The sequence below is a fragment of the Thermomonas sp. LB-4 genome (assembly GCF_036409385.1).
Lineage (GTDB): Bacteria > Pseudomonadota > Gammaproteobacteria > Xanthomonadales > Xanthomonadaceae > Thermomonas.
The window spans coordinates 1-11669 of the sequence record NZ_JAXOFT010000007.1; the positions used below are offsets into that span (position 1 = coordinate 1).

Annotated in this window: 11 protein-coding genes and 2 pseudogenes; 5 read left to right on the forward strand and 8 right to left on the reverse strand. The window is 62.0% G+C overall.

Annotation, left to right across the window (positions count from 1 at the left end; translation table 11 throughout):
- The first annotated feature begins 127 nt into the window (after positions 1-127).
- Together SPK54_RS06905 and SPK54_RS06910 are read left to right on the forward strand one after the other, a co-directional pair.
- Positions 128-1831 (forward strand): histidine kinase, encoded by a 1704-nt coding sequence (locus SPK54_RS06905; RefSeq protein ID WP_330947189.1) that lies wholly within the window; start codon positions 128-130, stop codon positions 1829-1831.
- Positions 1819-2520 (forward strand): LytTR family DNA-binding domain-containing protein, encoded by a 702-nt coding sequence (locus tag SPK54_RS06910; protein WP_330947190.1) that lies wholly within the window; start codon positions 1819-1821, stop codon positions 2518-2520. The genes SPK54_RS06905 and SPK54_RS06910 overlap by 13 nt, the downstream gene beginning before the upstream one ends.
- Before the next feature lie 496 nt (positions 2521-3016).
- Here the strand turns inward: SPK54_RS06910 and SPK54_RS06915 are convergent, their stop codons facing one another.
- Positions 3017-3292 carry a helix-turn-helix transcriptional regulator gene (locus SPK54_RS06915; protein WP_330947191.1) on the reverse strand — a complete coding sequence of 92 codons (276 nt, stop codon included), beginning with the start codon at positions 3290-3292 and terminating at the stop codon, positions 3017-3019.
- A 117-nt stretch (positions 3293-3409) separates the two neighbouring features.
- On the opposite strand from SPK54_RS06915, the gene SPK54_RS06920 reads away from it, so the two are divergent.
- The 3 genes and pseudogenes from SPK54_RS06920 to SPK54_RS06930 form a co-directional block, all read left to right on the forward strand.
- Entirely contained in the window at positions 3410-3838 is a 429-nt protein-coding gene (locus SPK54_RS06920; protein WP_330947192.1) for a hypothetical protein, read from the forward strand.
- 109 nt (positions 3839-3947) lie between these two features.
- Positions 3948-4247: a BPSL0761 family protein gene (locus tag SPK54_RS06925; RefSeq protein ID WP_330947193.1), complete on the forward strand. Its 300-nt coding sequence runs from the start codon at positions 3948-3950 to the stop codon at positions 4245-4247.
- 137 nt (positions 4248-4384) lie between these two features.
- Positions 4385-4507, forward strand: a pseudogene (locus SPK54_RS06930) (leucine zipper domain-containing protein); the annotation flags it as partial.
- Between the two features lie 119 nt (positions 4508-4626).
- Here the strand turns inward: SPK54_RS06930 and SPK54_RS06935 are convergent.
- From SPK54_RS06935 to SPK54_RS06965, 7 genes and pseudogenes are all read right to left on the reverse strand, one after another.
- The gene (locus SPK54_RS06935; RefSeq protein WP_330947194.1) at positions 4627-5082 is read right to left on the reverse strand and encodes a hypothetical protein; all 456 of its coding nucleotides are present in this window, start codon (positions 5080-5082) and stop codon (positions 4627-4629) included.
- Positions 5063-7069: a hypothetical protein gene (locus SPK54_RS06940; protein WP_330947195.1), complete on the reverse strand. Its 2007-nt coding sequence runs from the start codon at positions 7067-7069 to the stop codon at positions 5063-5065. Before SPK54_RS06940 ends, SPK54_RS06935 begins: the two co-directional genes overlap by 20 nt.
- Positions 7066-8787 (reverse strand): hypothetical protein, encoded by a 1722-nt coding sequence (locus SPK54_RS06945; protein WP_330947196.1) that lies wholly within the window; start codon positions 8785-8787, stop codon positions 7066-7068. The genes SPK54_RS06940 and SPK54_RS06945 overlap by 4 nt, the downstream gene beginning before the upstream one ends.
- Positions 8780-10045 (reverse strand): site-specific integrase, encoded by a 1266-nt coding sequence (locus SPK54_RS06950; protein WP_330947197.1) that lies wholly within the window; start codon positions 10043-10045, stop codon positions 8780-8782. Before SPK54_RS06950 ends, SPK54_RS06945 begins: the two co-directional genes overlap by 8 nt.
- A 165-nt stretch (positions 10046-10210) precedes the next feature.
- Positions 10211-10789: pseudogene (locus SPK54_RS06955) on the reverse strand (DNA alkylation response protein); the annotation flags it as partial.
- 32 nt (positions 10790-10821) lie between these two features.
- Positions 10822-11376 carry a YdeI/OmpD-associated family protein gene (locus tag SPK54_RS06960; protein WP_330947198.1) on the reverse strand — a complete coding sequence of 185 codons (555 nt, stop codon included), beginning with the start codon at positions 11374-11376 and terminating at the stop codon, positions 10822-10824.
- 4 nt (positions 11377-11380) lie between these two features.
- Positions 11381-11641 carry a DUF2789 domain-containing protein gene (locus tag SPK54_RS06965; RefSeq protein ID WP_330947199.1) on the reverse strand — a complete coding sequence of 87 codons (261 nt, stop codon included), beginning with the start codon at positions 11639-11641 and terminating at the stop codon, positions 11381-11383.
- Between the last annotated feature and the right edge of the window lie 28 nt (positions 11642-11669).

The following is an 11669-nucleotide window of genomic DNA, read 5'->3' on the forward strand; positions in this document are numbered from 1 at the left end:
TCGGATGGGGATTGGACTCCAGATCGCGGTGCTACTCAAAGGTGGGGGGACGTCGAGGGCGTCCCCGTCCGCCGAACGGCTCCAGGCGGGGGACGAATGTCTCCATGCGGCCAGTACGATATGGCCCATGACGATCACAAGAGTCCTGGCCGCCCCTGCCGTGCTAGCACTGGCGGTCGCCGCCTGGCTGCTGGCGGCGTCGCCCGTTCCAGTGGCCGTGCAGGTGCTGTCCGCCGAGATGGCGCCCGCCCCGGTACCGATGTCGGGTCCCATGCCGGAACGCCCGCCGGACGATCTGGACTGGCAGCCGCTAGATCCCGGCGTGCTGGCCGGGTGGCAGGATCCCCATTGGCTGCGCTGGCGCTTGGCCGCCCCGGCGGACGATGCAGGCCGCCTGCTGCACCTCTCACTGCGTGCCGCCAGTCAACCCTATTGGAACGGGCAACCGCTGGCCCCCAACGGCATTGTCGGGCGCAGCAAGGACGAGGAACAAGCGGGACTGATCGATATCGTCCGCGTGCTGCCCCCATCCGGGCACCCCGGAGCCGATGAGCTGATCGTTCTCGCGTCGAGCCACCATCAGTGGCTGCGCATGGACACGACCGATGCTGGGCTCCGGATCGTGCCGGTCGGGGAGGCTCCTCTCCAACGTGCAGGGCCATGGCTGATCGTGGCCTTTGCTGCAGGTGCGCTCGGAGCCGCATGCCTGTACTTGCTCGCGGTTCAACGCGGGCAGCCACGTGCGCACGGCGCTCCGTTACTGCTCGCACTGGGCGCCGTCGGCTTGGCACTTCCGGTGCTGGAAGCCTGGCGGCCGCTGTTTGGATATCCCTATCCGTGGCACGGCCTGCGCATGTTCGCGCTGCTGGCGCTGCATGCAGCGGCGGCCGTGCTGTTGCCGGCCTATCTTGCGCGGCGCTTCGATGTAGGCGTGCCGGTGGCTGCACGCATTGCCTATCTGGCGACGCTGGCGGGGGTCGTGGCCTTCCTGCCCAGCTTCGATGGCCGCGGAGCGACTGTCCTGCTGCTGAGCCTGCTGGCCTCCGGATGGTTGCTGCTGCGTGCACAAGGCGAACACGAGGAACGCCGGCCGATCCTGGTCCTGATGGTGTTCGGAGCGCTGACGATGCCGATCGCCGGGGGCGCATTCCTCGACGGGCCGTACTTCCTGCTCCTGGCGGTCCTGATGGGGTTCCTGCTGTTGCGCCACGCGGAGCGACTGCGCACGCTGGACCGGCACAACGCGCGCCTGCGCGAGGAGCGTGCCCGGCTCTCGCTGCAGCTGTTGCAGCGTGGCATCCAGCCGCACTGGCTCATGAATACGCTGACCTGCCTGCAGGAACTGATCGAGCAGGCACCTCCGCGTGCCAGCCGTCTCGTCGAGTCGCTGGCAGAACAGTTCGACTGCCTGCGCGAGAGCAGTCGCCACGCGCTGGTTCCGCTGGAGGACGAGCTGGCGCTGTGCCGCAATCATCTGGACATCGTCAGCCTGGCACTGGGCCAGCCGATCGCCTTCGAGGTCGACGCCGACGACATCGATCTCCTGCTGCCGCCCGGGGTGCTCCAAGCCCAGGTCGAGAACGCACTCACCCACGCCGGCGCCCGCGCCTGCACGCAGCAGCGCTTCCGGCTGCGCGTGCAACGCGAAAGCGGGCGCGAGGTGCTTGAACTGCGCAGCCCCCTTGGGTCCGCGGCGCATCGCGGACAAGGCACCGGCACGCGCTACATCGAGGCCAGCCTGGACGCCGCCTTCCCCGGCGGGTGGCGCTTCGCCCAAGGCCCCGACGGCGCGGACTGGTGCGGTCGGATCGAGTTGGCATGCACATCCTGATCGTCGAGGACGAACCGCTCATCCGTGAGCGCCTGCTGCGCATGTGCGGTGAACTGGCGGGCGGACGGGCGCGTTTCGATGCCGTCGCAGACCTGGACCTGGCCGGCGACCGGCTGCAGCGCACCCTGTACGACGGCCTGCTGCTTGACCTGAACCTCGGCGGCGAGGACGGCTTCGAACTGCTGCGACAGGCGGTGGCCGGACGCTACCAGTGCGTGGTGGTATCGGCCCATCGCGAGCGCGCCTTGCAGGCATTCGAGTACGGGGTGCTGGATTTCGTCCCCAAGCCGTTCACGCGTGAGCGCCTCGGCCTGGCTCTCGATCGCCTGCTCGACGCCGCCCGCTATCGCCCGGGGCTCTCGCGATACCTTGGGATCTGGCGGGCAAATGGCACGGCTCTGATCGAGCTGGCCGACGTGCTCTGGATCCGTGCAGACGGCGACTACAGCGAGGTGCGTCTGATTGATGGCCGTAGCGAACTGCATGACAAGTCCTTGGCCGCGCTGACTGCCGTGCTACCGCCTGATTTCGTGCGCTGCCACCGCTCCTGCCTGGTCAATCTGCGCCATGTCCGCTCGCTGCATGCCGGCTCAGGCAGCCGCTACTGGCTGGTCATGGCGAATGGGAAGGAACTGCCGGTGGGCCGCGCTCATGTTTCCGGCCTGCGGCGGGAGCTTGGCATCGAATGATGCTTCCGGTGCCCTACCCGCGATAACGCGCCCTAATCGCTGCACGCTACTCGACAACTTCCCGTTTGGGAGCAATATCGACGGATCATTGCTGGGCTGCCCGCCGCGACCAGGATTTACCACTGGGGAGATATCGACGAAGGCGGCTTTCGCATTGCCGCCACGTTGGCGGCGGACGTGCTCGAGCAAGGGCGGAGTCTGCAACCTTGGCAGATGTCGCCCTCAAGTGTTCCGAAGCAGGCGCAAAAGACGGCGGCGCCAACCGCCGCACTCGCGCGGATGTCGTATTGGGCCGGCATGGCGGGCTGGAATGCGATCGCAGCGGACCCTAAAGATCACCCGTACCGGTTGGAACAGGAGGCGCTCGATCCTGTCCTACCCGGGTAGCCCCTCGGCACCTGTCCATGTCTGCAGCCGTCGATCAGTTCGCAGCAGCGGCCAACAGCGGGGCCGTATCGATCCAGCAGGCGCGTCCACCCAGCGCCAGCATTGGAGACTATCGCCCTACCGAGTCGCTGGTGTTCGAGGGCGCGCTCGCGTTGACCGCCATTCCGATCGCCTCTGCCGGGGTTAGGCCCAAGCGCGCTGTAAGGTGAAGGAATTCCATGACGTCGAGCCGGCGCGCCCCCGCTTCGATGGCTGACAAACGCTGTTGGGGCCACCCGAGCTCCAGAGACAGCGCAGTTTGAGTGAGCCCAAGCTCCTCCCGTCGAGCTCGGAGCTGCTGAACCAGCCGTCTGTATTTGGCTGAATAGATCGTCTTGGTAGCCATTGCCGCGCCAAAAAAGGGCGACTGGAGAAGCTATGGCACAGGTACCGATTACATGAAATTCATGTAAGATCGGCCCATCTGCCAGCCCCTTTACACCTCCGCCGCCAGCGATGCGACATGACCCTGTATCTGGTGAATACCGCTGTTGAGATGACGCTCGAGCTGTATGTCTCTCAGAACCTGGAGGAATCCCTGACCATCCAGTACGAGCGCATCAAAGATCGAAAGGTGCGGGACACTTTCGTGAGGCGCTTGGAAAAGCAGGTCGAGACCCTCCTGAAAGACAGTCTCGATTGGGACTTGAAGGAGCCGACCGAAGCCCAGCTCAACTACGCCACCCTGGTGGCCAAGCAACTCGGAATTTCCCTGCCGAGCGAGGCACGAAAGTTTCGCTTCCACACGGCGATGTTCCTGGAGACGTACGCGCCCCAGCTCCGGAAGGAATTCGAAGATGCCCGCGAACCGCCGGCCCCGTCATCAGCGCAAGCTGCGGAGCAGTTGGTCGCAGATAAGCTTCGGAAGGATGCGAGCGACCAGAGGTCGTGAGGCAGCGGTTCGCCTATCAGGCAGTAGCCGCTGAACCCTTCCACTTTCGATCTCAATGAGTGAGAGAGCCTGACTGGATACTAGTTATGACGACCTCAGGAGCGGCACCATGACAACGCCACACGAGCGCAGTCGCGCATTGGTTTGGGCAGGCGGATTCCTAATTGAGCTGGCTCGGGATGAGCGTCTGCCGGTGGACGTTCGGCGGAAGGCAGTCAGGACTGCTCGTCACTTTCCAACGATCGAACAAGTCGGCCACTTGGCCGCGACCGTGGCGTCATCCCATTCGCCGTTCGGGCTTGATCTCGAAGATCCTAGAACCACCCCCGAATGGGCCCGAGAATGCGAGCACGGGCCGCTCACCAATGACACGCGACTAGGCTGGCCAGCCGCTTCTGGAGGTGAGTGATCGTCTTGCCAAGACCGTTCTGGATCGCCCCCTACCCTCGATAATGGTCCCTAGCTGTGATCTCTCAGTAGGTTGTTCATCCGGGGTGATCCCGGAACACTGGAGGTGCGACCCATCAAGCACCCCAGGAGCCCCGGATGAACCTGCATAAACATGCCCGTCTTACGCCTCGCGGTTGAGCCCTTCTTGTTGAACGGGTGATCGACCACGGCCTGCGGGTCGAGGAAGCCGCCCACGCCGCGGGAGTGAGCGTCAGAACGGGGTGAACCCCTTCTGTCCATGCACCCAACTCCGCGGACAATCCACTCTCCAATTGCGGCCCACCTTCCGAACAAGTTCGTAGCCAACGCCGCATGACAATTTCCCTCCCTTCGCTCTACTACTGTTCGACCAGACGGGACCCAAGACTGACGACATTCTGATTGACCATCTGGCGCAACGAAACGACCTCCCTCCAGAGTTCAAGCAGCTCCCTTTCGGCTGACATCAGTTTGCTTTGGGCAAGATCCCTATCGCGCTTGAGCTCCTCTATCCGATCCCTCATGCTCTGATTTCTACGACGGGCAGCCCTTAGCTCCTCACGCGGAGTTCGTGAGCTCTTCAGTGGCGCCCCACTCGTCGCGATCCATCCCTGAATTTCCCTGACCAACGCAGGGAACCGTTCCTTCTTCAATGCACTTGGATCCTTACCGGCTTCGCGAGCGACATTATTCTGCGTGACCGGCGTCCCCTTAGGCAGAGTTTCCGGTTTGCCCAGCTTGAGCCGGAGAAACGCAGCACGAAAGGCTGCCTCGGCCTTACCCATAACAGGGGGATCAATCCGCATCGATAACATTCAATGCCTCCTTCACCGCCACTTCCTGCGCATCGAAGCACTCACGCAACAACGAATCTACGCTATCCACGTCGACGATGGCTTGGGCAATCAATCGACCTACTCTCTCGATCTGGCCTCGCTTGGCCTTGCTGATCAGAGCCTTGTCGCAACGCGTGCACTCCGAAAGATGATCGATGCCGCCATAGGGGCAATAGTCCCGGTTCAAGCAGACGCCCAATACGGTTTCACGAATAGAAATTTGTCCTTTCTTGGCCATGGACAAGAGCTGATTCGCGGTGCGCTGGCTGATGAACTCAACCATACGGGATTTGTGCTTCTCGCCGAGAGGCGAGGCGAACTCATCCCCGAGCAACGACGAGGCCCGTGTCGCCAATGCCTGAAACATCGTCTCGATGAACTCGGTGGTCATGGCCCGGTTCAGCCGGAGCCGCGAGAACCCCTGTCCGTAGTACAAGGACATCGTCGGGGTCTGGTGCTTCATCTCATACTGCAGGCTCGGCAGCGACACAATCCCGCTATGCGTGGCGTTCACGTTCAAGGTACGCCGCAACTGGTGGAATGTGAAATTCCACGGCTTCCCGACCGCGTACCGATCCATATCCAGCGAAGGCGTAACCAGCCTCGCCGCCTGTAGATCCTCTTCCGTGATCAGAATTTCCTTTGGGTCGAACAAGCGGGGACAACGCATACGCCATTCACGGAACGACAACGCCTTTCGCACCTCCTCGCCCAACCCGATATCGTTTACCCTCAAGACGCCCCACGGCTCGTACGTACGGGTGATAAGGTACGGGTTCTCGACCAACGCCTGAGCCACCTCGAAGCGAGGATCTTCGAGGGCAGTGGTCATCCGCATCCTGGCAACCGACGACATCGCCTCCACCGCAATTTTCGCGGTAGGGCTCGTGATCCAGATCGCATTGTCGTCGTCGACTGTCTTGCGTGTATCGCCCTGCAGTAGATAGACATCGCCCACCCGCTCATCGTGGTCGACGACCAGACAGTCCGATCGGAGACGTGCAACCTCAGACGCACGCATGCCACTGAAACTGGCTAGGTAAACGCTACCCACGAACTGCACTGCACCGAAGTACTTCGACAGCAACCTGACTCCCGATCCTTCATCGAGAGTCGACCCTACATCAACGACCCACTTCTCGATAACCTCCGCCACACCGAATGCCCTCGCGGTGTCGGCAAAAGAGCCGAGCCCAGCGGCGGCGTTGGTTTGGAACGCACTCATGCGCGGTCCAGGCGGCAACTCGTAGAACGCCGCGAGCGACCCGTGTTTCCGTTGATACACATCGAGGCAGTGATGGTAGATCGCCTCGAAATCGTCACACCGTCGATTGAACTCCTCCAGCATCTCACGGCACCTCTTCATCTGGTACAGCCACAGCCGCGGCGGAATGTAGGGATGCTGCCGCTTGGTGGTCTCCGGTGCAGACTTGATGATCATCTGGAGACGTTCCGGCGGCAAAATCTCGAACTGCAGGAACTCCCGCGCGTTGTACAACTCAAACAGCATAGACATCACGACGCCCAGCTTGGACTTGTGCACAACGCCACTGACCTTCGCAACCACCTTTGGGTATCGAGCCAGATCGGACACGAGGATACCGTTGTCGTTACAGAGCTTGAACAAGGGGCGCAACGAGGCGATATAGAAGCTCAGCGTGTCAGCCGTGACCAGGTTCCGTTCGCCGTACATGTAGTAGATCATCACCTGCTTCAACAACTCGCTGTTTCCTGAACTCAGGCGCAAACTATCGCGGCGCCTGGGAGCCACGCCAAAATCCAGTCGCACGGGCTTGCCAGCTAGCCAAGACAGATTCCAACTAGGGTCGGCGTAACGGCAGACCACTGCTCCCGCCATATCCACCGCTATCGGAAAATCCGGCGGGGGCGGAAACGAAGGCAACAGGTAGTTGGCGATGCCAGGGACAGCATAGGGACTGTCCAGCTTTAACACGAATTCATTCACGCCATGACCTCCGACAGCAGAATGAAACCCGCCCACCGCGGGTGATAATCTTCTTCCAGGCAACGTGTTTCCGCTTCCCGGACCCAATCAGCATGCACGCCGCTACGCGATCCGAAGTCAGTCAGGATGTCGTTGATCCTCTCGACCACCATCAGCGGCGCATTCGTTTTCAGGTCGGCGTCGACGCGCTTGTATTTGGCCAGTTCCAGCCGCTTTAGCATCCTGAAACTGGCCATCGACCACGCGTAATCAAGACTTTCGATCCCGCGGTACAGGTCACAGAAGAAGCAACCGGCAGGGTTCCGACAATCAGGCTCTGGTGCACGTTCGCTCACGCCCGCCGCCCGCGCGGGCGTCTGCGATGCGCATCCGCCTGGAGCAGGTGCTGCTTGCAGCGAATCTTCGACCCCTTGGAAGTACTTGGTCCACTCGATCGCGGCCACCTGATGATTTGGTTTGAGGTAGATCCGCTCGAGGGTCGCCACGTCGTGCTGCGCCATCTCTGCCACCACGGCGTTGTCACCCGCGGCCCGGGCGAGCCAGTTGATCCGCGTACCGCGCAGCATCTGCGGCGCGATGAACGGCCTGCCCAGCTTCGCCAGAAATCGCCGTACGTTCTCGATATTGAAGACGGCCCCAGGAGGCGCACCCTTCCGCGAAAAAACCGGAAACAAGAGTTCCGAGTATCCCCCGGGAATCGCCCGGAGGCGGAAATCGAGATACCGTTCGAAGTAAGGGCGATACTCGCTGTAGATCTCGAACTCTACATCTCCCTTCTTCCGGCCCTTGTACTTGCGCACTGCATATCCGTCCATGAAGCTCTCATACCGATAATCGCCCAGCGTCAGTGCCATTGCCTGCGCTTTGTTCATGCCCGTCTGCGCCACGAAGATCAAGAACTCGGCGCAGATCCGCAGGTTGATGACCATGAGCCGCTCCTCCAGCTTTGGCTCGGTCGATCGCCTGTTGCGACGGGCACGTATGACCTTTGGCGAACCAAACGGTCGGTTCTCGGCGTCAGTCTCTGCCAGAACCCGGCTTGTGGGCTGCAGACCGCACCACAATTCATGGGATTTCCCGGTGGATCGCAACTTGACATGCACGGGCAACGGCCCCAGACAATCGTCGAAACTCAAGCTCTCGACGATGTCCAGCAAGTCGATGCCGAAGGACTGCGTTCCGGCGAGGTTTTGCTTGTCCGCCTCAGTACCGAGAGCCTGATTCGACTTGCGAGGCTTCTTGAGCCTCGTTCCTTTCGACATCGATACGTAAGGAACATCCATGGCTCGCGAGAACAATCTAGCAACCGTTTTCCCCTGGTGATACACCACTCTCTCTTTCAGTTCACGCAAGCGAACGCGTTGGTACAGATACTCCACCCACGCTTTGAACCACTCCCTGACGTTCGACAGATTGACGTCACCGGACTGCTTATCCACGAACGCGTAGAAGGAACGGAGATGGCTGTAGAAATTTCGGACGGTTTGATCCCTGTCACCCTGCGCGGCCTCAGCTTCCAGGAATTCGAAGACAAGCTCGATTGTGTCTAGGCGCTTCTCAATTGGACGCCCGAACTCACCACAGGCAATCCTCTCGACAACATTTGATGCATTGGCTCCGCCAGCGCCACGCCACAACAGCGTATCTACATACAATCGCACTTGGCGCTCGGTATAACTCACGGGCAGCAACATCCTTGGCGGCGCGAACTCACGCATCGACCGGCTCTTCCTGCCCAGCAAGCCTGCTTCCGAAAAGGAACTTCGTGAACTCATTGGCCCAGTACGCCTTGACCTTTTGTTGCTTGACGAAGGTGATGTAACGCGCCGCCGTTGCTTCGTCCTTATGCAGAAGCAGATCACGAATCAAGGAAATGATGTCGCCCCACCCAACGGATGCACCAGGCATCCGAGTAGCCGCTTCCGCCAGAGAAGTGGCAAACGTTGCGCGCGATCGGTGGAACTTGAACCCCTTGAGATTGAGACCTTCGATGGCTGCCGCCTTGCGCAGGCGCAACATATCGACATTCACCGAGGGGCTCTTGCCATTATCCCGTGTCGCGTACGGCTTGCCATACCGATTAAGGAAGACCAGATTCTTGTGCTCCGGCGCTGCCAGCGCCTCCCGCCGAAGTCGCCGTTCGGAATTTACGTATGCACGCATTTCCAATAGGAGTTCCGTTGGAATGATCACCCGCCCGGTCACACCGAACTTTGTCCTGACTGGCGCGCCGCGCACACTTGGCCCGATGTTCAGGTAGTGAAGCAATGGAGTTTCCGCGAGACGCACCGCATTCGTCAACGTAGCCAGCTTGAGATCGCATATCGATCCCAATCGCATTCCTGTGAGGAATCCGAGACGCAGCATCAAGTTGAATTCCAAGCTGCTATGCCTGGCCGACAACTCGAGGATGCTGTCGCGCTCTTCCAGGCTAACGGGAAGCAGCCCATCCTCGAGTTTGACAGCATTGCGATTCTTGTTCGGAATGCTGAGTTCAGAACTCGCAACTGCGATTGTCCGATTGAATCCGTGTTCGTCGCTAACCGTGATCGGAACAATCCGATCCTTCCAGAGCGGCCAGTCTGCCGAAATCAACCTCTCACTCCTAACCCACCGATACCACTTGATCACTCCCGCCATGTGCGCTGTTGCGACCGAGGCAGCGATACGATCCTTCTTTCGCAACATGACGAGGTGGCCGCGGAAACGGGTCGTCGGCCGATCTGCTTTCTTTTTGGGGAACTGGCTCCAATGTAGCTCCGGCTGGGACTCAAGAAACTTCATGTAAGCCAAGAGCGCTTGCCCCGTCGCCTCCAGCGTCGCGACAGACAACTGCTCACTGAGCACCAAGTCCGCGCGTGCGGCGAAATACAGGTTCGCTTCTGTCCACGGCTCCCCTGACCCCCAGTAGAGAACAGGCACTCCATTGACTGCCTGCAATTCGGATCGGCCATCCACATCGTGAGCCTTCGCCACCCACCGAATCCCGGCTCCTTCCGCCAGAAGAAACTCGTGAGGCGTGAAACAAATCCTGTCTAGGCGCGCCATCCCCTTCCTCGGACGCCGTCATTCGATGCAGGGAAGGGTATCGACAATCACTCATGATGTCCATGGTCTTCTATGTCATATATGTGCGTCCATAGCTTTCATGACACCCTTACCCTGCTTCTCGGTCATGCCCATGCCGAGGGTGACGCCGCGCTTGCGCACCATCGGCACATCGCGGCCGTCGTACTCGAACGCGCAGGCCTTGTCGGCCCATTCGCGCAGGGCCGGCGCCTGCCGCAGCACCGGAATCGCCGCGTGGGTCATGGTCAGCGGGCAACTGCTGCCGGGCTCGGCCTGGTAGTGCAGGTAACTCAGCGCCGCGCGCGCGACGTGCGCGCCGGGCTGCGGCTGCGCCCACGACAGCCCGGCCACGCCATGCGCGATCGCGGTGCCCATGACCTCGTGGTACGCGGCATTGAAGGCCACGCGGTCGATGCGGCGGCCATGGGCGTCGAAGGTCTGCAGGCGCGGCCGGTCGCGGTGGGCCTCGTCGGCCAGCCGCAGCAGGGTGTCGCCGGCCAATGCACCGTAGTCGGCAAGGCGGGCCACGAAACTGGCGCCGCTCTCGCGCAGCACCGCTTCGCGCAGGCCGGGATCGTCGGCCCACAGGTCGAACGGCCCGGGCGGGGGCGGCTGGTTGAGCGGGTCCGGGGTGGCAAGCATGGTCTGCATGCGGCAGCTCCAAGGCATGTGTCCGGCCGAGGCTACGCCTTCGCCGCGGGCTCGGGCGCGGCCATGCCCTTGCCATAGATCCCGGAGCGGTCGAAGCAGCAGATCCGCCGCTTGCCCGCGGCCAGCATGTCGCAGGCATTGCGGATCCGTCGCTCGCGCGTCTCGGCCTGCTTGGCGGTGCCCAGCCACCGGATGAAATCGCGGCGCGCCGCCGGGGTGATGCTTTTCCACTGCGCCAGCGCTTCCGGTGCGCCGGCCAATGCCTTGCGCAGGTCGGGCGGCAGCCGCGGCTCGGGTTCTTTTTTCGCCGGTGCCAGCGTCAGCTGCACTTCGGCACCGTCCGCCACGCCGGCCGCTTCATGCAGCGCGCGCGGCAGCTTCAGCCAGTGCCCGCCTTCGCCATCCGGTTGCAGGGTCGCGGTGAAGGCGTGGCCGGCCAGGGTGCTGTCCACCGCCACCATCCCGCGTGACGGCAACTTCGCGCTGGCCGCCGGGGGCAACCGCAGGAACCGCCAGCTCGCATTCTTCGGGCTGGCCGGGCGCAGCAGCGTGGCCTTGCAGCGGATGGCGAAGCCGGGCGCAGCCATCACCTCAGTCTGCCGCCGTGCGCGCGGCCACCGCGTCGGCGTGCAGGGCCTCGTTCAACTCATCCACCACGATCGCCCAGTCGGCGTCCTCCCGCCATTCCTCGCGGATGAACTGGCGCTGGCCGTCGTTCCAGAACGGTGCCTCGGAGATCAGCAGGTCTTCCGGCAGCTGGTGTTCGCGGATGAAACGGGCGATGTCGTCCTTGCCCGCCGGCAGCCCCAGCTGCAGGAACAGGTTGGTCATGCAGGATTCGGTGGTGTCCATGGGCAGTTCCTTGGCGTGGATGACCGCA

Excerpts from the sequence above, each read along its gene's own strand:
- SPK54_RS06915 (WP_330947191.1), bottom strand. The coding sequence starts at position 3,292 with ATGGCTACCAAGACGATCTATTCAGCCAAATACAGACGGCTGGTTCAG.
- SPK54_RS06960 (WP_330947198.1), bottom strand. The coding sequence starts at position 11,376 with ATGGCTGCGCCCGGCTTCGCCATCCGCTGCAAGGCCACGCTGCTGCGC.
- SPK54_RS06965 (WP_330947199.1), bottom strand. The coding sequence starts at position 11,641 with ATGGACACCACCGAATCCTGCATGACCAACCTGTTCCTGCAGCTGGGG.
- SPK54_RS06920 (WP_330947192.1), top strand. The coding sequence starts at position 3,410 with ATGACCCTGTATCTGGTGAATACCGCTGTTGAGATGACGCTCGAGCTG.
- SPK54_RS06945 (WP_330947196.1), bottom strand. The coding sequence starts at position 8,787 with ATGCGTGAGTTCGCGCCGCCAAGGATGTTGCTGCCCGTGAGTTATACC.
- SPK54_RS06935 (WP_330947194.1), bottom strand. The coding sequence starts at position 5,082 with ATGTTATCGATGCGGATTGATCCCCCTGTTATGGGTAAGGCCGAGGCA.
- SPK54_RS06905 (WP_330947189.1), top strand. The coding sequence starts at position 128 with ATGACGATCACAAGAGTCCTGGCCGCCCCTGCCGTGCTAGCACTGGCG.
- SPK54_RS06925 (WP_330947193.1), top strand. The coding sequence starts at position 3,948 with ATGACAACGCCACACGAGCGCAGTCGCGCATTGGTTTGGGCAGGCGGA.
- SPK54_RS06910 (WP_330947190.1), top strand. The coding sequence starts at position 1,819 with ATGCACATCCTGATCGTCGAGGACGAACCGCTCATCCGTGAGCGCCTG.